General features: G+C 72.9%; 19 protein-coding genes. 8 read left to right on the forward strand and 11 right to left on the reverse strand.

Annotated elements, in window-relative coordinates:
• Positions 1 to 87 precede the first annotated feature (87 nt).
• Complete coding sequence (locus ACF1BN_RS21300; RefSeq protein WP_392333140.1) at positions 88 to 645, forward strand: winged helix-turn-helix transcriptional regulator; 558 nt, start codon at positions 88 to 90, stop codon at positions 643 to 645.
• A 323-nt stretch (positions 646 to 968) separates the two neighbouring features.
• Here ACF1BN_RS21300 and ACF1BN_RS21305 read toward each other — a convergent pair whose 3' ends face one another.
• The 3 genes from ACF1BN_RS21305 to ACF1BN_RS21315 form a co-directional block, all read right to left on the reverse strand.
• Entirely contained in the window at positions 969 to 1739 is a 771-nt protein-coding gene (locus tag ACF1BN_RS21305; protein WP_392333141.1) for a hypothetical protein, read from the reverse strand.
• A gap of 360 nt (positions 1740 to 2099) precedes the next feature.
• Positions 2100 to 2594 (reverse strand): hypothetical protein, encoded by a 495-nt coding sequence (locus ACF1BN_RS21310; protein WP_392333142.1) that lies wholly within the window; start codon positions 2592 to 2594, stop codon positions 2100 to 2102.
• 233 nt (positions 2595 to 2827) lie between these two features.
• Entirely contained in the window at positions 2828 to 4063 is a 1236-nt protein-coding gene (locus ACF1BN_RS21315) for a hypothetical protein (RefSeq protein WP_392333143.1), read from the reverse strand.
• 230 nt (positions 4064 to 4293) lie between these two features.
• Between ACF1BN_RS21315 and ACF1BN_RS21320 the strand changes: the two genes are divergently transcribed.
• A protein-coding gene (locus ACF1BN_RS21320; protein ID WP_392333296.1) for an IS5 family transposase occupies positions 4294 to 5137 on the forward strand; the annotation gives its coding sequence in 2 pieces (ribosomal slippage) (positions 4294 to 4616 and positions 4615 to 5137; 846 coding nt in all).
• Here the strand turns inward: ACF1BN_RS21320 and ACF1BN_RS21325 are convergent.
• Positions 5134 to 5679, reverse strand: coding sequence for an AAA family ATPase (locus ACF1BN_RS21325; RefSeq protein WP_392333144.1), 546 nt, complete (start codon positions 5677 to 5679; stop codon positions 5134 to 5136). The two genes, ACF1BN_RS21320 and ACF1BN_RS21325, sit on opposite strands and share 4 nt — an antisense overlap.
• Before the next feature lie 67 nt (positions 5680 to 5746).
• The gene (locus ACF1BN_RS21330; protein WP_392333145.1) at positions 5747 to 6403 is read right to left on the reverse strand and encodes an NADPH-dependent F420 reductase; all 657 of its coding nucleotides are present in this window, start codon (positions 6401 to 6403) and stop codon (positions 5747 to 5749) included.
• A gap of 110 nt (positions 6404 to 6513) precedes the next feature.
• Here ACF1BN_RS21330 and ACF1BN_RS21335 point away from each other — a divergent pair, with 110 nt between their 5' ends.
• Both ACF1BN_RS21335 and ACF1BN_RS21340 read left to right on the forward strand, forming a co-directional pair.
• Entirely contained in the window at positions 6514 to 6951 is a 438-nt protein-coding gene (locus tag ACF1BN_RS21335; RefSeq protein ID WP_392333146.1) for a winged helix-turn-helix transcriptional regulator, read from the forward strand.
• Between the two features lie 599 nt (positions 6952 to 7550).
• Positions 7551 to 8276, forward strand: coding sequence for a dienelactone hydrolase family protein (locus tag ACF1BN_RS21340; RefSeq protein WP_392333147.1), 726 nt, complete (start codon positions 7551 to 7553; stop codon positions 8274 to 8276).
• A 31-nt stretch (positions 8277 to 8307) separates the two neighbouring features.
• On the opposite strand, the gene ACF1BN_RS21345 is transcribed toward ACF1BN_RS21340, so the two are convergent.
• On the reverse strand, positions 8308 to 10353 hold the full coding sequence (locus tag ACF1BN_RS21345; protein WP_392333148.1) for a BTAD domain-containing putative transcriptional regulator: 2046 nt from the start codon (positions 10351 to 10353) through the stop codon (positions 8308 to 8310).
• A 278-nt stretch (positions 10354 to 10631) separates the two neighbouring features.
• On the opposite strand from ACF1BN_RS21345, the gene ACF1BN_RS21350 reads away from it, so the two are divergent.
• Complete coding sequence (locus ACF1BN_RS21350) at positions 10632 to 11474, forward strand: alpha/beta hydrolase (protein ID WP_392333149.1); 843 nt, start codon at positions 10632 to 10634, stop codon at positions 11472 to 11474.
• Between the two features lie 345 nt (positions 11475 to 11819).
• On the opposite strand, the gene ACF1BN_RS21355 is transcribed toward ACF1BN_RS21350, so the two are convergent.
• Together ACF1BN_RS21355 and ACF1BN_RS21360 are read right to left on the reverse strand one after the other, a co-directional pair.
• Positions 11820 to 12083 (reverse strand): hypothetical protein, encoded by a 264-nt coding sequence (locus ACF1BN_RS21355; RefSeq protein WP_392333150.1) that lies wholly within the window; start codon positions 12081 to 12083, stop codon positions 11820 to 11822.
• A gap of 56 nt (positions 12084 to 12139) precedes the next feature.
• Positions 12140 to 12589 (reverse strand): hypothetical protein, encoded by a 450-nt coding sequence (locus ACF1BN_RS21360; RefSeq protein WP_392333151.1) that lies wholly within the window; start codon positions 12587 to 12589, stop codon positions 12140 to 12142.
• 306 nt (positions 12590 to 12895) lie between these two features.
• On the opposite strand from ACF1BN_RS21360, the gene ACF1BN_RS21365 reads away from it, so the two are divergent.
• The 3 genes from ACF1BN_RS21365 to ACF1BN_RS21375 all read left to right on the forward strand — a co-directional run bounded on the left by ACF1BN_RS21365 (position 12896) and on the right by ACF1BN_RS21375 (position 15593).
• A complete protein-coding gene (locus tag ACF1BN_RS21365) occupies positions 12896 to 14179 on the forward strand; it encodes a hypothetical protein (RefSeq protein WP_392333152.1) in 1284 nt (427 codons plus the stop codon).
• 3 nt (positions 14180 to 14182) lie between these two features.
• A complete protein-coding gene (locus tag ACF1BN_RS21370) occupies positions 14183 to 14344 on the forward strand; it encodes a hypothetical protein (RefSeq protein WP_392333153.1) in 162 nt (53 codons plus the stop codon).
• Positions 14345 to 15179: 835 nt separating this feature from the next.
• Entirely contained in the window at positions 15180 to 15593 is a 414-nt protein-coding gene (locus ACF1BN_RS21375) for a hypothetical protein (protein ID WP_392333154.1), read from the forward strand.
• 153 nt (positions 15594 to 15746) lie between these two features.
• Here ACF1BN_RS21375 and ACF1BN_RS21380 read toward each other — a convergent pair whose 3' ends face one another.
• From ACF1BN_RS21380 to ACF1BN_RS21390, 3 genes are all read right to left on the reverse strand, one after another.
• On the reverse strand, positions 15747 to 16109 hold the full coding sequence (locus ACF1BN_RS21380; protein WP_392333155.1) for a hypothetical protein: 363 nt from the start codon (positions 16107 to 16109) through the stop codon (positions 15747 to 15749).
• A 22-nt stretch (positions 16110 to 16131) separates the two neighbouring features.
• Positions 16132 to 16491 carry an antibiotic biosynthesis monooxygenase family protein gene (locus ACF1BN_RS21385; RefSeq protein ID WP_392333156.1) on the reverse strand — a complete coding sequence of 120 codons (360 nt, stop codon included), beginning with the start codon at positions 16489 to 16491 and terminating at the stop codon, positions 16132 to 16134.
• A gap of 191 nt (positions 16492 to 16682) precedes the next feature.
• A complete protein-coding gene (locus tag ACF1BN_RS21390; RefSeq protein ID WP_392333157.1) occupies positions 16683 to 17282 on the reverse strand; it encodes a maleylpyruvate isomerase family mycothiol-dependent enzyme in 600 nt (199 codons plus the stop codon).

Raw genomic sequence — 17282 nt, forward strand, 5'->3', positions numbered from 1 at the left:
CTCCCTCGACGCTACAGCTTGAGTTCCCTGAGGGAACCTAGCATGGGTGAGTTTCCCGAGGGAACCTGGCAGCGGTACGGTGCACCCGTGACCCGTACCCCCCTTTCCGGCGTGGCGTGCTCGATCGCCCGGGCGACCGACCTGTTCGGCGACGCCTGGACGGCGCTGATCATGCGCGACGTCCTCCTGGGAATCCGCCGCTTCGAGGAGTTGGCGGAGGACCTCGGCCTGTCCCGCAAGACCCTGGCCGCCCGGCTCGCCCGGCTGGTCGAGGAGGGGGTCCTGGTGCGGCAGCGCTACCAGGCGTCCCCGCCGCGCGAGGAGTACGTCGCCACCGAGAAGGGCCGGGAGCTCTACCCCGTCCTGCTGGCGCTCATGGCGTGGGGCGACAAGTGGTACGGCGAGCCCGCGGGGCCGCCCGCCCTGATCCGCCACGACACCTGCGGCCACCTGGCCACGCCGGTCGTGGCCTGCGACACCTGCCGCGCGCCCCTCACCGTGGCCGACACGACACAACTCCCAGGCCCGGGAGGGCAGGTGGGGCCGGGCACGCGGCTCCTGGGACCGCTGATCGCCGCGCGAGGCGAAGCCGAACGCGAGCCCACCGCCTCCGACGACCCCGCCCGCTCGGCCCCTCCCCGCTGATCGCGCCGACACCGCCGACCCGGCGAGCACCCCACGCGAGGGAAGTGCCGCGGAACGTGCCGAACCGGACCGGCCGGACCAACGCGGGGGTGGTCAGTGTTCCCGCAGCCGTCGAGCGTACGACCGGCGAGCACGACGGCGGGACACCGTCGCGCGGACCCAGAGAGCGCACCAGGCGAGCCCGAGCAGCGCTCCCGTGACGCGGAGCCATGCCGACGTGCCGGAGCTGGCCATGGTCCAGCCCCACACGAGCACGCACCCACCGATCCAGACCGGGCTCGCGAAGAAGTCCCGTCGAGGGTGGGGAGGCGCCATCGCTGTTCTCAGCCTTCTCGATGCCGGAGGGAGTGGGACGCGCGGCGCGGCAGCCCGCGCAGCGACTTCCACGATACGGCGACCGCCCCCGCCCCCGCCGCTGGGGCCCGCAGCACGAAGAACCTCTGGAGACTCGCGTCCCGCCCGTACAGGACGGACGCCAGCGCGAAGGTGTACAGCCCCAGGGCGATGACCGATCCGGTGACCACGGCCGGGGGCGTACGCCGCCCAACCGGCGCGTCGTCAGGGCGCCGCACCCACCACCGGCCGGCGAAGCCGCAGCCCAGCCCGCCGGCCAGGGCGAGCACGATGCCGAACCCCGCCGCGAACAGGGAGCCTCCCACCGGGTGGGAGTCCGTCCGCTGCCCCGCCTCGGCCTCGGTGGTGGAGAGCAGGACGATCGAGCCCCGCCACGAGGTGCCCACGACACGATCACCGCGCCCGGTCTCCTCCAGGAACGCGGCGGCTCCGGTGAACTTCACCGTCCGGGAGTCCCCCTCAGGACCTGAGAGCTCGATCTCGCCGCCGGAGGTCCTGCCGCCCCGGACGCGGACGGAGTCGACGGTGAACCACGTCGTGCGCAGACAGTCGTCCGTCGAGCCGCCGGTGCACGGGGCCGCCGAAAGGAAGGCCCTCTCCTCCGCGACGGCCCGGGGCAGCACTCCGATCAGGAGCGCGGCGCCGGCCAGGAGGGCGACGAAGCCGACCAGGCCGAGGAGCGCGTTCTGGGAGCGGCGCCGACCGGCGTCGAACGCCGCGCCGTGACGGGGCCCGGTCACGGCGACCTCCGGCGGGCGGGGGAGGGGCGGCCGGCGTCGGCCTCCGCGTCGCAGGGTCCGCTCTCCGTCGCCGTCATGGTCCCCCCGACCGTACGTCGATGTGTCCTCGTCGCGTGCGCTCCGCGTCCTGCGCCCTGGACCGTGCAGCGTGCCACGGTCCGGGAGCCGCGTCGACTGCCCGGTCCCGGCAATCCGGGCGCCCGTTCGGTGCCGTGTCCGCACGCGTACGGCGGGGCCCGGAAGGGCAGTCGGGTCCGTCGCCGCTCCACCGGTGCCCGGCGCCCCTGGTGAGGCGAAGGTCCGTCGCATCCTTGCCGTGTCGGTGTCGCGGTGCGACCGGGGCAAGCTCGGCGAGCGGCCCTACGCGCAGGGCCCGTTGCTCACCGTCGCGTGGGAGACGTAGAAGGCGAGCATGTCCGGGGCAGGAGGCGGGAGGTCCGCGGAGTCCGGGAAGACGACGGGCGGTTCCTTGTCGAGGGTCAGGGTGAGGCGGGCGCAGAAGGCGGTCGTCGTGTCCTCGGTGCTGACGGTGTAGCTTCCGGCTCCTTCCTCGCGGGTGTCGACGCCGTACCTCGGCCCGATGCCGCTCTCACGTATCGCCTCGGTGATCAGGAGGCCGTGGTCGCTCTCCGGACTCGTGTAGTGACGCCCCCCGTCGAGGCGGCTGACGCCCGCGTGGACGGCGTCGCGGAACTCGCCCTCGCTCCACGTCGACTCGGCCCTCGCACCGATCAGCACGCCGAGCGCGAGGAGCGGCGTCAGGACGATGAGGGCGAGACCTGCCGGGCTGCGGTGGTTGTAGACGTACCGGCTGGTACCCCACTTGCTCCGGATGAGGACGGGCTCGTCGTTCACCGTGCTGACTCCGTATCGTCGCGTGCGCGGTCCTCCGGCCCCTCGGCCGCAGCCCCGCCTGGGGGAAGACGTGATTCTACGGGCAGGGTCGCGGCCGGCGGCAGGCGCGAACAGCCGGGGTGTACGGCCCCCGTGACGGCACACCGGCATGACGCGACGCGGCCCCTCGCCGACGTCCCGGCGGGAGCGACCGTCGACGAGGACGTCCGGGACCGCCGCACGCACTCCGGTGATCAGCCGGCGTCCTCCTCCCGTGGGCGGTGGTGCTGCTTCGGATCTCCGGTCGGGGTGAGCGTCCACGAGCCGCGCGACCGGAGGTACAGCAGGCAGGGCTTCTTCGGCGTGACGGTCGCAGCCGTGAACGCGCCGGTCTCCTCGCACAGAAGCTCTCCGGGCCGGAAGTCGGGCCGGAGGACGTGCATCGAGAAGGCGGAGCCGTCGTGCTGGGTGACCCGCAGGGGCTCCCTGCCGCCGGGATGCCGCAGGACGTACGCGCCGGTCGAGCTCACCTCCCCGTCCAGGAGCGGGATGTCCTGGGGAGGGTGCAGCCAGATCCGCCACCCTCTCGGGGTGCGCATGTCCAGGTGGATCGTGGCCTGGCCGTCGGCCGGAACCGGCACGACCGCCCTCGTGAGCGAGGAACCGTGCGCGAGGACCTTCCGGGGAAGACCGTCGCCGCCGCGCGGGCCGGCCAGGTCGACCCACGAGCCGGCCGCCCGCTCCAGGTGGACGACCAGCAGCACGGGTTCGCGCGCGTCGGCACGGCTCAGCTGGACGCCGGTGTCGCCGCGGCCCTCGCGGCGCTGCCGCGGCCCCGTGTGCGCGGGCCAGGTGTCGTACGCGTCGGAGGAGGCGAGCGACCGGGACGGCGGGTCCGCCCCGGCCGATCCCCGCCCGGGCCGTCCCTGCGCGCGGGGTACGGCTCGCGGTGCTGGTGCTGGTGCTGGTACCGGTGCCGGTGTCTGGTCCCGCAGGCCGCTCTCGATCGGCGGTCGGCCCTCCGAGAGACGTACGGCGTCGGCGGCGCAGACGGCGATCGTCCGAGCCGTGCCATCGGCGGGAGCCCAGCGCACCTCCTCGGCCGAGGGCCCGTGGCGGGGATCGAAGAAGCAGAGGGGGAGCCTGCGGGGGCGAGGCAGCCCGGCGACGGCGGCGTCCACGCAAGCCAGTGCGTGACGCCCCTCGTCGAGGGCCCGCAGTACATCGGCGGCGTCACGCAGGTTCCGGTCCCCGACGAAATCCCGCTTGGCCCGCTCGTACGCCTCCAGCGCCCGTTGGTAGTCGGCGAGGACGCGGGAAGCGTGTGCGCGGGCATCAGGCACGAAGGAGTGCCCGGCGAGCGCCTCCCCGAACGCGGTGATCTCCGCCTCGACCCGCGCCAGTTCACCCAGCCGCGCGCCCGCGCGCCCACGCTCCCGCCCTCGCCCCCGGATCAGGCGGGTGATCGCTCTCCCTATGCCGTCAGTCACGCGGGCGATGGTATGCGCAGCCGCGAGCCGCGAGTTGAATACGGCGTACACCTCGGTGCTTGCTTCGGCACCGTGGTGGTGTCCACGTGCGCGATGCAACGGACCTGGCAGGCCCTGTTCGATCCCCAACCCCATGCACGATCGGCCGGGCAGGTCCGGCTAGAGCGTGTCTCTTTGATCGGTTGGTCAGTTGATCGGACATGTCTGTCCGGTGAGTGATCACTGATGCGATGTGGGACCGGATCGAGCCGCTGATGCCGCCCGATCCGGTCCGCGGTCGGCGATGGGCCCATCACCGCCGAACCTTGGAGGCCATCGCGTGGAAGTACCGAACCTGCTCGCCCTGGCGGGACCTGCCGGAAGAGCTCGGCTCGTTCCAGACCGCTCACAAACGGCTGATCGGATGGGCCGTGGACGGCACCTGGGAGCGCATTTTTGCAGCGGTGCCGGCCGCGGCCGACGCCGGTGACGACATCGACTGGACCCTGTCGGTGGACTCCACCGTCTGCCGGGCTCACCAGCATTCCGTCGGAGCCAGGAAAAGGGGCCCCAGGCCGGGCCGAACCCGACGACCATGCGCTCGGACGCTCCCGTGGCGGCCTGAGCACGAGGGTCCACCTCGCCAGCGACGGCCGTGCACGCCCCCTGGCCCTCCGCGTCACCGCAGGCCAGGCGGGCGACGCCCCGGCCTTCGAAACCGTCATGGCCGCTATCCGTGTTCCACGAAGTGGACCCGGAAGACCGAGGACTCGACCCGATGCCGTCCTCGCGGACCGTGCGTACTCATCCCGCGCGATCCGGAGTCACCTCCGCCGACGCGGAATCCGCGCAGTCATCCCCCAGCCCTCCGACCAGGTCGGCCACCGGCTGAAGCGAGGCCGCGCTGGAGGCTGCCCGCCCGCCTTCGACGCTGAGGCATACAAGCAGCGCAACTCAGTTGAACGCTGCATCAACCGGCTGAAGCAATGGCGCGGCCTGGCCATGCGAACGGACAAGCTCGCCATCGCCTACCAGGCCGCACTCCACCTCGCTGCCATCCTGATCTGGACCCGACGCCGAGCGGCGCAGAACTAACCCGAGGTGGTGGGCAGCCAGCTGGTAGCGCCCAACACCTCACGAGCTATGTCCACCACTGAACGACCGTCGGTCGCCACTTGCACCGTGTCCAGAGGCGTCTGCTCATCCAGAATCCGCGCCTTCCGGGCGCTGCTCTCCAGTTCTTGCTCCAGCTCCGAGCCCAGTTCCCGACCGGTCAGGCGCTCACGAGCGGTCGCATCGGAGGCGGTGAGCACAACCCGCACGATCCTGACATTCGCACCCATGGCGCGCTGGAACATGCCCTCGTTCTCAGCCAGCACGCTCACCGTGTGCGTATAGATCAAGCGGCGGTACCCGAGCTCGGCGTAGTTCGACCAGAGCGCCGTCAGATTGCGCTCCGCGATTCTTCTGCGCCGGGGGTCCCCCTCCGGAGCAGGATGTGCCTGCCCCATGAAGTCACCTTCGACTACGCAGTGAGCAACCATCGCGGCGCGCAGACGCGCTGAGACCTCCCACCCCACTGTCGTCTTACCGACGCCCGCGCGCCCTCCGATGAGCAATACCTCTGCTTGATCCATAACGGCACCCTGCCACCTGGTGGTCGAACTGCGCGAACCTGATGTGCGCGGACCAAGGAGACAGGCTCTAGTCGTCCACGGCCCCCGGGGCCAGGGCCGGGGTCGGGAACGCGAACCGCGCCTCGCCGCCCGACCACCAGACCCCGATGGCGAAGACGGCGGTGGCCTCCAGGAGGGCAGCGCGATCGAGCCCGCCGCAGGGCAGAGGCGTGCAGCCCATGGAGGTGATGACCTCCGTCACCCGCGTCGCGGCGCCCGGTTGGTCGGTGCAGAACGGGACCGCCAGAGGGGAACCTTCGAAGGTGGGCCGGTCCAGGGTCCAGATGCTCTCGTGGCACACCCCGAACGCTTTCACCACGTGGGCACCGGGGGCGGCGTCCGCGATGAGCCGGGCGACGGAGGTGGCGCCGTCCGTGGTCAAGGCCGGACCGTCCTCGGCCGGCGCCATGGGCACCGTGCAGTCGATCACCGTTCGTCCGGTCAGCAGGGGGGCCAGTTCCCCGGCCAACTGCGGCGCGGCGCCCGCCGGCAAGGCGAGGAGGACCACGTCCCCGTGGGCCGCGGCCTCGGCGAGGCCGCCGTGCCCGGAGGCGCCGGTGAGCTGGGCGGTGCGGGAGGCCGCTCCGGTGTCCCGACCGCCCACCCGAACGTCGTGGCCGGCGCGTACCCAGGCCGCGCCGAGAGCGGTGGCCATCGCCCCTGTGCCGAGAATGCCGATGCGCATGTGTTTGCTCCTGTCGTCAGTGTCGCGAGGTGTGCGAGGTGTGACGGACCAGACGCTAGGCGCGCCGATGCACACCACACGGTGTGCATCGGGCCGGGCAGGATGAACGCATGAGCGGCACGGCGGCAGAGGCGGACGGACAGGACCTGGGCGAGGACCTGGGCGAGGACTTGGGCGGTGGTGAGTACGCCGCGGACTGTCAGGCGAGGGTGGCCTTCGAAGTGCTGTCGAACCGCTGGGACAGCGTGATCGTGTACATCCTCGGCGAGAGTGGGCCCATGAGGCCCCGTGCGCTGATCACCCGCATCGGCGGGATCAGCCCCAAGGTCCTCAACGAGGCCCTGCGCCGCCTCGAATACAACGGCCTGGTCGCACGCACGGCATACGCCGAGGCCCCGCCGCGCGTCGACTACTCCCTCACCGAGGCGGGCCTCGCGCTGCTGGTCCCGATCCGGGCGATGGGCGCGTGGGCGGGACGCTACACCGAAGCCGTCCTGGCGGCCCAGGCCCGCTGCGCACGCCGGGGAGACGGCCAGGACCGCAGCTAGTCAGGACGTTCCGCCACCCCTGCCGACGCGAGGTCGGCTGCCGGCGCGCGACACCTCCCGCGGGCCTCCGTTCCTGACTCTCGCCGGCATGTGCCGCAGCAGCCTGCCACAGGCGTTCCCCCCAATCCGGCGACAACCATCGCTGCATGTCGCCTACTTGGCGGTCGTGCGCCGACTGGCCTTGCCTGCGCCGGCGACCCGGCCGGAAGTGACGGCTGCCGTCGTGGAGGCGCGTCCGGAAGGCGCGTACGAGCAGCTCGGCGCGGCGGTCTGCCGGCCTCTCGCCCGCCTCACGGAGAACCACGTGGCTCAGGCCCCGCGCGCCGAAGCCGTGAGCGGCGCGCGCTCTGAACGACCGGCCCGTGCGCGATGTCGTCACCTGGACACGCCCGGAACTCGCCGGTCCCGTCCCACCTACCGCCGAGCCCGCACCGTTCTCTCTGCGTATCCGCCGACGCGCGGCCGGGGTTTCCGCCCCCCGCCGACCTCGCCGGCTCCGCATCCCCGGGGCTGTCCGGCGTGGCCGGAAAGCACCGCGCGGTTCAGCCCGGGGTGAACCACCGGCCCGACCACGCCCGACCACCACTACCGTCCGTCTCATGACGACGATCACCACGCGCACGGTCGAGTACCCGGCAGACGGTCTGACGATGGTCGGGCACCTCGCGCTTCCGGCCGGTGACGACCGCCGGCCCGCAGTGCTGCTCGGACCGGAAGGCACGGGGCTCAGCGACGTCGAGCGCCGCCGGGCCGACGCCCTCGCCGAGTCGGGGTACGTGGCGCTCGCCTTCGACATCCACGGCGGGCGCTATCTGGACGATCCCGAGGAGATGCTGGCCCGTTGCATGCCCCTGCTCGCCGACCCCGACCGGATGCGGGGCATCGGCCACGCGGCGCTCGACGTGCTGTGCGCCGAACCGCGGGCCGACTCCGACCGGATCGCCGCCGTCGGCTACGGCACCGGCGGTGCGATCGCCGTGGAACTCGGGCGTGACGGCGTCGATCTGCGCGCGATCGCGACCGTCAACGGGCTGGTCGTCGGCCGGCCGGGCGAGGCGGCGGGCATCCGCTGCCCGGTGTGGGCGGGGGTGGGGTCGGAGGACCCGATCATGTCGCCCGTGCAACGGGACGCGTTCACCGCCGAGATGCAGGCCGCGGGCGTCGACTGGCGTCTCGTGGTCTACGGCGGCGCCCTGCACGCCTTCCACCATCCGTCGGTCGACCACACCGTGCGCCCCGGCGTCGGATACCACCCGCGCCATGCGCAGCGGGCCTGGAAGGACGTCGTCGACCTCCTCGCCGAGTGCCTGCCCGTGACGGAGTGACCAGTGCGGTGCCGGATCCGTCCGGTGGAGGCTACGCGGTGGAGGGGCGGGTGCCCTCCCCGAGCGCCGCGTCGGCCGCGGCCAGATGGTGGATCACGGGGCCGTAGGAGATCAGGCCACTGCCCGCGCCCGCGAGTTCGGTCGCGGCGGGTGAGAGTTCCTGACGTGCGCGCCTGAGGACCGGACGGTGGCCCACGGCGGCGGCGGTTCGGGCGAGGACGCACCACAGCGCCTCCTGGAGGAGGTCGTGCGGCGGGCGGGGGACCGTGTCCAGGGCCCGGCGCGCCGCTTCGGTGGCGCCCGACGCGGCCAGGAGCAGCGGGTCGATCCAGGGTCGGTAGGGGCCGGGATCGAGCGGCGCGAGGTCGTCGGGATCGGGCAGGGCGTTCCCGCGCATGGCCGGGGTGAGGGCGACGAGGGCCGCGGCTCCCCGCACGAGTCCGGGCATCCCGCAGTGGGCGGTCCCCGCCAGGACACGCGCGTACGGGCCGCGGGCGGCGGGCCAGCCTTCCGTCTCGGCGGTGCGCAAGGCCCGGTACCAGGCCGTGAAGACCGCCGCGAGGGGGCGTTCGGCGCGTCGCGCGAGCCGGTCGATGCTCTCGGCCTCCGCGTCGGCCTCGGTGAAGGCGCCGAGGCCGGAGAGGGCCTGGAGGCGGATGACGCGGCCGAGCACCTCGTGTCCGGGGATCTGGTGGTCGACGGCGAGCCGGGTCAGCTCCCCGCCGATCGCGGCCCGCTCGGCGGCCGACCCGCAGGCCGTGAACGACTGCATGTAGGCGCCGTTGAGGGCGAAGGCGAGAAGCGCGGGGTCGCCGAGCCGACGGGCCGTCCGGACGGCCTCCTCGGCGGCCCGCGAGGCGCGTACGCGCCACGGCTCGGTGACGGGGGCGCCTGCCGCAGCCGACAGCGGCGCGTCGGCGGCTGCGTCGCCGCGCGATTCGACGGCGACGACCGACAGCAGCCGGGTACGCAGCGCGGCGGGGCCGTCGGGGCCGAGCCGGGCGGCGGCGCGCGCGGCTGCCCGGACGAGCTCGCCGGCGACGGCCGGATCGTCGGCGCGGGTCCACGCGGCCGGGACGTCGTACGCACCGATGATCCGGGCCGCCAGCTCCGGGTCGCCCGTCGCCTCGGCGGCCGTGACCAGGTCGCGACGGTGACGGTGCGCCGACTCCAGCCCGTCGGGCCCGGTCACCGCCAGGTCGCGCAGGAGCCCGGCGGTGGCATACAGACGAGCCTGTGAGCGGGCGGGCACGGAGCGGTCGTACGCCGCGGCCGCCCGGCCCCAGACGCTGTCGGCCATGCCCGCCGGATCGACCGCGGTGTCCGGCGCGGCACTGCGCAGATGGGCCTCCACGCGTGCCAGCGGACCCTCCTGCCGAGGCCGCGCCTCGGCACGGACGAGGGTGCCACGGGCCTGCGCCAGCGCCTCCCACGCCTCGCCGTGGCGTCCGGCGCGGTCGAGAGCCGTGACCAGCAGCGCCCAGCCGTCCTCCCGTCCCGGATGAGCCGCGACATGGGCCCGCAGATCGGCGACCGCCTCGCGAGCGGCACCGGTCGCCATCAGGGCGTCGGCCCGCCGCTCGACGGCGTCGAGGCGGAGCGCCCGAAGCCGGGCCTGTTCCGGGGCGGCCCACGATGCGGCGGGAAAGTCCGCGAGCACGGGCCCGCGCCAGGTGCCGAGCGCCTCGTCCCACAGGGCCACGGCGGCGTGCGGCGCCGCCACTGCTGCCCGCGCGACGGCGTCCTCGAAACGCCACGCGTCCACCGCCCCGCGGTCGGCGCGCAAGGCGTAGCCGGGGCCGTCGGTGACGAGCAGCCGGGACGGCTGCCGCGGGGGACGGTCGGGTTCCAGCGCGCGGCGCAGCGCCGCCACGAACGTACGGACCGCGCCGACGGCCGCCACCGGGGGCTCGTCCTCCCACAGGTCCGCGACGAGCCGGCCGACCGGGACGACCCGGCCGCGGGCGATCAGCAGCCGGCCGAGCACCTCCCGATGGCGGGGCGCGCCGAGTGCGAGGGGCGCGCCGCCTGCCGTCCACGCGGCCACCGGCCCCAGCAGTCCGAACGTCACGTCCACCGAGGGGTCCCTTCGAGGCCGGCGCCGCCCGGGGCGGGGGCCGCCTGCGCACACTCATCGATCGCTGATCCGGGGCGGGCAACCTGGGTGACGTCCCCGGACGCCAGGTCTACCGAGGTCAGCGGTCCGGACCTTCCACTCTGCCACGAACCCCATGAAGCCCACGAACCCCAGGAGCCACCGTGACATCCTCTCCCGTTCCCGTTCCCGTCCCCGATCCCGCTTCTTCCGTTCCCGGTTCCCTTTCCGCTTCCCTTGCCGGTTTCACCGAGCACCGCGTGCGCGTCGACGACGGTGTCGCTCTGAACGTGGCCGTCGGCGGAGCGGGCAGCCCCGTCGTCCTGCTGCACGGATTCCCGCAGACCCATCTGATGTGGCGGCACGTCGCGGCCGACCTCGCCGCCGACCACACCGTGATCTGCCCCGACCTGCGGGGCTACGGCGCCAGTGACAAGCCCGCCGAGACCGACGCCGACGTGTATTCCAAGCGGACCATGGCCCGGGACGTCGTACGCCTCGCGGCCGCACTCGGGCACGATCGCTTCACCCTGGCCGGCCACGACCGAGGGGCCCTGGTCGCCTTCCGTGCCGCCATGGACCACCCGGACGCCGTCACCGGCGCTCTCTTCCTCGACGTCCTGCCGACCCTGGACATGTGGGACGCCCTGCGCGGGGTCTCCGGGGCGGTCGGCTTCCACCTCTACCTGATGGCCCAGCCCCCGGGTCTGCCCGAGGAGATGATCCAGGCGGCCGCCGACTCCTTCTTCGCCTTTTTCCTCGACGACTGGACCGAGACGCCGGACGCGATTCCGGCGGAGCTCCGCGCCCACTACCTCGCCGCGTCCACGGCGGCCGTCCCCTCCATCGTGGCCGACTACCGGGCCTCGGCCGGCGTGGACGTCGACCACGACACCGCCGACAAGGAGAAGGGCAACCGGCTGGCCATGCCGGTGACCGTGCTCCAGCAGGACTGGGGTGCCTCGCTCGGCTACCACGCCCAGGGCCTGTGGAGCGCCTGGGCCGACGACCTGGAGCACCGTACGGTGTCCTGCGGCCACTTCATGGCCGAGGAGGACCCCCGGATGGTCGCCGACGAGATCCGCGCGCTCGCTGCCCGCTGAGCCCTCCGGGGCCCACTCCTTCCCGCCACTCTGCCCGCGGCGGGAAGGAAGGGAGTGGTCCTGGGCTTCAATCCCCGCAGCACTTGGGGCACTTGGAGTACCTGGAGACCGGGCGGCCGTCAGGGCGGCCTCGTCGACGACGTGCCCGGCACTCGCCCGGCGCGCCGGCCGCACCCGCCCCCTGGTCCGCGACCACGCGCGGGCGGTGGCCGAGGCCGCCGCGTCCGTACGTCCTGGCACCGGGCCGCCGCTCCTCGCTCCCGCGCAGCGCCAGACGACGCCGGAGACGATCGAGCCCAGCCACCGCGACGGGATCGCGGTGGCTGGGCGGGTGAGGCTGCCGGGTCAGGAGACCCAGACGTAGAGGTCGTACAGGCCACCCGCGTTACGGACACACTTCGCGGAGCCGGCGTACGAGTCACGGAGCTCGACGCAGTCGCGCCGGGAGAACTCGCCCATCCACTCCCAGCCCGCGGCCAGGGCGGGTGCCGAGACCGACATCCGGTCACCGGTCGGCGCGGTGGCGGCAGCCGCCGTCGTCGTCGCCGTCATGCCCAGAACGGCCGCCGCGGCACATGCGGCGAGGACTCGTTTTGCGGTCGTACGCATCTTCTCTCCCTCGGGTCGGTGGTGCGGTGGACGTGCTGCCGAAGCGCCCCGCTCCGTCAGGAGCACGGCGTGGTGATGGTGTTCGCGTCCGACGAGACGTTGCCGGAGTAGATCCACCCGTAGGGAGCGGTGCCTCCGACGCTGACGAAGTACCACTTGTTCCGGGACTCGTTGTACGTGTAGCACCAGCCGCCGAGCCGCGTGCCCACCTGCAGCGTGTAGCCGCTCGCGTTGCCGCAGCCCGAACCGGGCCCGGTCCTCAGCCAGATGGCCCTCGTGACGGTGGCGCCGCCGGGCCCGTTCGTACCGGGCTCCCAGTCGCAGGCGGCAGCCGTCGTCCGAGGTGCGTTCGACGGGATCCAGTCTGGAGCCTCGTTCCCCGGGACGGCCGCGTTCCCTCGGTCGTGGCTCTCGGTCGCGACAGAGGCGGACGCCGCGGGCACACCGGTCGCCACGAGGGCGGCGCCGAGCGAAACGGCGGCGAGCGCCGTACGAATCTTGCTCATGAAGCAGGTCTCCCTCACTGGTCGGGCAGGTCCGTTCCCCCGTTCGGCACCAGAAGGTGTCAGCCCTCCGGACGGCCGTTCCAGGGCTTCGGCCTGTCCCGGACAGGGCGCCCGGTGTCCTCGCACGTCGACGCGGCCTGTCCGGCCGTGTCCCGGACACGTGAGCGTGCGCCGTCACGCGTACGGTGACGACCTGATTCGGGCTGGTTCGGGCGCAGCCGTACCCGAGATGCTCGGGGAATGCCCCTCACGCCCGCTCTCCCGGATCCGTCCGATGCTCGCTCGGCCTCTGAACTCAGCTCGTACATGAGGAAGTTGAGAGAGGACAGTGGACTGACCTACCGGGATCTTGAACAGCGGGCGGAGCAGGCCGGCGAGGTGCTTCCGCGCAGCACCCTGGCCACCGCACTGAGCCGGGACGCACTGCCCCGACCGGAACTCCTGCGGGCGTTCCTCATCGCGTGCGGGCACGGAGACCGGGTCGAGGAGTGGCTGGCCGCGCGCGACCGCATCGCCGCCGAGGGCGGCACCCGCTCGCGGACGGCAGACACCGAAGCGCCCACCGCCGCAGGCGCACCCTTCGATACGACAGACACCGCAGACACCGCAGACAAGACAGGCGCCGCAGGCACCGCTGTCCCCGGCGACCCGGAAGGCGCCACCGACGCGACCGACGCGCACCCTGCGCTGCCCACGGCACCCGTCCCGCGCGCGACCCGGATCCCCGACCGGGACGGGATCCCAGGCCCGAGCGCGGAACCGCGCCCCGTCCCGGCAAGAGACGCGAAGGTGGAGGCAGGGACAGCTCCGGCCCCGGCCGCGACCCCACTCCCAGCCGCCCCGGTCCCAATCCCGTCCGCCCCGCCCCCGGACCCCGCAGCAAGCCCGGACCAGCGCGCGGCCACGAACCTCGTCCCGGCCCCCCGAGGCGCGCCCTCGGCCCCTGGCACCCGCTCCAGGAGCCGTCTCGGCCTTCTCACCGCCGGAATACTGGCGCTCGCCGTCCTGGCGATCGGCGGCTACCTCGTACGGTCGGGTGCGCCGACGAGCACCCCGGCCGACTCCGTCGTCACGGGGTCGAGCGCGGGCCCGGTGCGTCCCGGGCCGGTCGAGGCCGGGACGTACCGGATCCGGGTGATCCGCTCAGGGCTGTGCCTCGGAGAGTCGACCGCCCGGGATGGCGGGGGAGCGGTGGAGCAGTACGCCTGCGCGACGATCACCCCCGTCTACCTCCTGGAACCGGCCGGCGGCGACCAGTACATGATCCGCTCCCTCCATCCCGTCCTGGGCCACGGCTGCCTCGGCGTCGACGCCGGCCTGAGCGGCGACGGCGCCCGGCTGATGAACGACTACTGCGGCCGCCGGGGCACCGCCGAACGGTTCAGCATCCGCTCCGCAACAGCGGCGGGCTCCCCTGCGTACCGGATCCTGCCGGTCCACACCGGAGCATGCGTCACCGTGCCCGGCGGCAACCGCACCCCGGGGGCGGCGGCCATCCAACTCCCCTGCTCACAGGCTGAGTCAGGCCAGCTCTTCGCCTTCGACCCGATCCCGGCTCCCACCGCGATCCCCGACATTCGTTCCAACTGACCGGTGGGCACGCTCCCTGGAAGCACCGTCTCCGAGACCGTCTCCGAGATGGGCGAGGGGATCGGGCTGGACAGCGCTGTCGACCTCCATGAGCATCCCGCCTCCCTGGCGAGGACTCCTGCGGAGAGCGGCCGGACGCTGTACTGCTGGTACTTCGCGCCCTGACGCCCTCCACCGCGTTCCCCGCCGCTCACCGGACGCGATCGTCGGACAGGTCCTCATGGCGGGAGGCGCTGCTCGACCCTCGGTACGACCGAGACGGCACCGCCGGGCCTTCGACGCCACCGCACCTGCTGAGGCCGACAACCCACCCGTCGGCCCTCCACTGAGGGCGCTGCCCCGCCCGAGGTTGCTCCGGCGGTTTCGCCGTAGGCCCGCGAGCGGAGGGCGAGCTCGCGGCACGCGAGGAGCAGCCCGGGGCCGGGAGCCCGGTCGCTTTTCGAGTCAGGTCTGACGGCGCGATACGAACCCCGCGAGGCGCGGCCGCGCCCGACCACCCCACTGTGCTTCCTGCTCGCGCGGTCTCCCTCAGGCACGGTTGCGGAGCACCGGGTGGGAACGGGCTCGTCGTCGGCGATGGGTACGCCCGCAGCGATCTGGCGGGCCCGCTCCGGGGAGTCGCAGTCGAGGAGGTAGAAGGTGGCGATGTGTTCCCTGGCGGCCAGATACGGCCCGCCGGCGACGGCCAGGCACCGTTCTCGCGTCGTACGAGCTGAGCGCCGGCGGCGTCCGCGAGCCCGTAGGCCCCGAGCAGTTCGCCGGTCTCCTGGTACTTGGTGTTGAAGGCGTCTTCACGGGCGATGGCCTCGGACCCATGCCTCGGCGGGGAACGCGTCCTGCCTGGCCTGGTTTCCGGTGCCCGGTCGCGCCCTTAGCGCAGCGCAGCCCAACCCGGCCCTGGCGCGGGCTCGTCAGGCCGGTGCGGCGTGGTGCCGCTGGGCTCCGTGGGCGTGCGGGAAAGCGGGTATCCATGGAAGGAGCGCCGCATCGAGGGGGAAGCATGACGCACACGCCGGATCCCGCAGTACCCGAGTCGGCGGACGAGGAGGAGCCCTGGCTCGCGGTCGGCGCGGTCGCGAGGCTGTGGCCGGTGCGTGAGGACTGGTTGCCGAGTGTCGCGCATCTCGCGGGTGTCCGTGTCCGGCGCTCCGGCGGGGATAGTCGGGGCACCTACGGGGCGGCGCCGACGATCTACCACTTTCATCCTGGGGACGTGCGCAGAGCCGCGGAAGACATTGCCGAAGGACGCGTGGACATCCCCACCGTCTACCGCACCGACACCCCCGACGGCCGACGGGCGGAGTTCTGGAGCAAGCTGCTGATCCGTGTCTTCGGCACGCTCTTCCTCATGGTTCTCCTGGCCTCGGTTCTCATGCTTCTGTTCGTCGCGGGATTCCTCTTGACGGTGGAGTGATCACCGGAGTCGACACCGGCGACTCGGGAAGGTGCGCCCGCCGAGGACCGTTCCGTTCCACCGGAGGCAGACGTCGTAGGTCAGGTGCGGTGCGGGCATGAATGTCGGCCCCTCTTCCGACGGTGACGTACCCGCCGATACGCTGCTCGCCGGCTACTTCGTCGCGGCGCCCGAGCGGCTCACCTTCGCGGGACTGCCCCGTACGGAGCGGCTGACGTCGGCGTCCGACTGCCTGACGGACCGGTTTCCGGACGGCGGCTGCTGGTTCGGTATGCCGCTGGAGGCACTCGCGACGTGCCTGCCTCTCTCCGGCTGCCGGTGGAGGCGCGCCCGCACGCCCTGCTGGTGCCCTCGGAGCACGCCGACAAATTCGCGGCCGACAATCGCGCCGCCGCGATCGACGAACCGGTACTGCTCTCGCACCTCGATGGTCTGAGCGGTGGGCAGGTGGCCGAGGGCGGACGCGAGCTCGGCCCTATCGAGACCGATGCCCCACCCGTCCGCGCTGGTCGCCATACAGAGGGGACGGTGAGCGCGGCTACTGCGTATCAGGTGCTGTGGCAGAGAACTCGACGGCCACGTCGTACAGGCCCCGGCTCGACGTGATCTGCGTCCGAGGGTCGTCCTGCGCCGCTTGCACGCGCCTGCGGAACTCCGGGTCCGCGGTGGCCGCCTCCCACGCCTCCTGGCTCTCCCAGTGGGACACGTTCACGAGCTGGAAGCGGGTGTCCGAGGAACGGGCCCGGTGCAACCGGAAGTCGAGGAATCCGGGCTTGGTGCTCAGCAGTGCGGCGCGCTGCTCCCATTGTGCGACGAACGCGTCGAGGTGTTCGGCGGATATCTCGAAGATGTTGATGAACGTGACGGAGGCGTTCTCCGGCCGGCTCTTTGCGGTCATGGGGATCTCCAAGATCGGCTTGTGTGCCCCGGACGGGCTCGGCGCCGGCGTCCGGGGCGGTCGGTGGGCGATGGTCGGATGCTGCCGTGCCCAGATACCGCCGTGGGGCGAGTGCGGTGGCTGCGGTGACCAGCGGCAGGCAGAACGGACGAGGCGCAGCCCCCGCCCGGGGCGTTGTCCTACGACGGGGTTCAGACCCCTCCGCGCTTGAGACGGCCCTCGGGCAGCCTCCGGCCGAAGGCGAGCAGGAGCAGGTCCTGCGCGGCACCGGTCACGGGTGTGCCGGTGCCGAAGGTCCAGTCGGTGTCGTCGGCGCGCAGTTGTGTGCCGGACAGGTCCGCGCCGAAGAACTTCGCGCTCCGGCGCGTCACGTGGTCGAGGAGGACCCGTAGTCGGTCCGCGGGCACCTGGCGGTCCAGGCCGAGCGCGACCGTGATGTCCAAGCCGTGCACGACGTCATGGCCGAGGGCCGACACCAGACCGCCGACCGGCGGCGTCCAGGGGTGGTGGGCGTTGTCACGGAGCCAGCCGGTGAGTTGCACAGGCGTCGCGGCCGCCGCGTCCCTGCGGGCCAGGCGGTCCGTCATCCGGTGCAGGTTGCCCCGCGCCCTGACGAGCTGCGCCATCACCTGGGGGGTCGAGTAGCGGAAACCCATCGACATGTGCGCCGCGACGTCGCGCACCCGCCAGCCGTCGCACAGGCTCGGTGCGTTCCACTGCTGTTCCGTCAGATTGCCCAACAGGTCGGCGATCTCTGTGCGTTCCGCGGCGATCAGGCTCGTGACGTCCAT

The organism is Streptomyces sp. NPDC014861 (assembly GCF_043081625.1).
Taxonomy (GTDB): domain Bacteria; phylum Actinomycetota; class Actinomycetes; order Streptomycetales; family Streptomycetaceae; genus Streptomyces.

Excerpts from the sequence above, each read along its gene's own strand:
- ACF1BN_RS21330 (WP_392333145.1), bottom strand. The coding sequence starts at position 6,403 with ATGCGCATCGGCATTCTCGGCACAGGGGCGATGGCCACCGCTCTCGGC.
- ACF1BN_RS21360 (WP_392333151.1), bottom strand. The coding sequence starts at position 12,589 with ATGAGCAAGATTCGTACGGCGCTCGCCGCCGTTTCGCTCGGCGCCGCC.
- ACF1BN_RS21385 (WP_392333156.1), bottom strand. The coding sequence starts at position 16,491 with ATGACCGCAAAGAGCCGGCCGGAGAACGCCTCCGTCACGTTCATCAAC.
- ACF1BN_RS21375 (WP_392333154.1), top strand. The coding sequence starts at position 15,180 with ATGACGCACACGCCGGATCCCGCAGTACCCGAGTCGGCGGACGAGGAG.
- ACF1BN_RS21355 (WP_392333150.1), bottom strand. The coding sequence starts at position 12,083 with ATGCGTACGACCGCAAAACGAGTCCTCGCCGCATGTGCCGCGGCGGCC.
- ACF1BN_RS21340 (WP_392333147.1), top strand. The coding sequence starts at position 7,551 with ATGACGACGATCACCACGCGCACGGTCGAGTACCCGGCAGACGGTCTG.
- ACF1BN_RS21365 (WP_392333152.1), top strand. The coding sequence starts at position 12,896 with ATGAGGAAGTTGAGAGAGGACAGTGGACTGACCTACCGGGATCTTGAA.
- ACF1BN_RS21325 (WP_392333144.1), bottom strand. The coding sequence starts at position 5,679 with ATGGATCAAGCAGAGGTATTGCTCATCGGAGGGCGCGCGGGCGTCGGT.
- ACF1BN_RS21335 (WP_392333146.1), top strand. The coding sequence starts at position 6,514 with ATGAGCGGCACGGCGGCAGAGGCGGACGGACAGGACCTGGGCGAGGAC.
- ACF1BN_RS21380 (WP_392333155.1), bottom strand. The coding sequence starts at position 16,109 with ATGGCGACCAGCGCGGACGGGTGGGGCATCGGTCTCGATAGGGCCGAG.
- ACF1BN_RS21390 (WP_392333157.1), bottom strand. The coding sequence starts at position 17,282 with ATGGACGTCACGAGCCTGATCGCCGCGGAACGCACAGAGATCGCCGAC.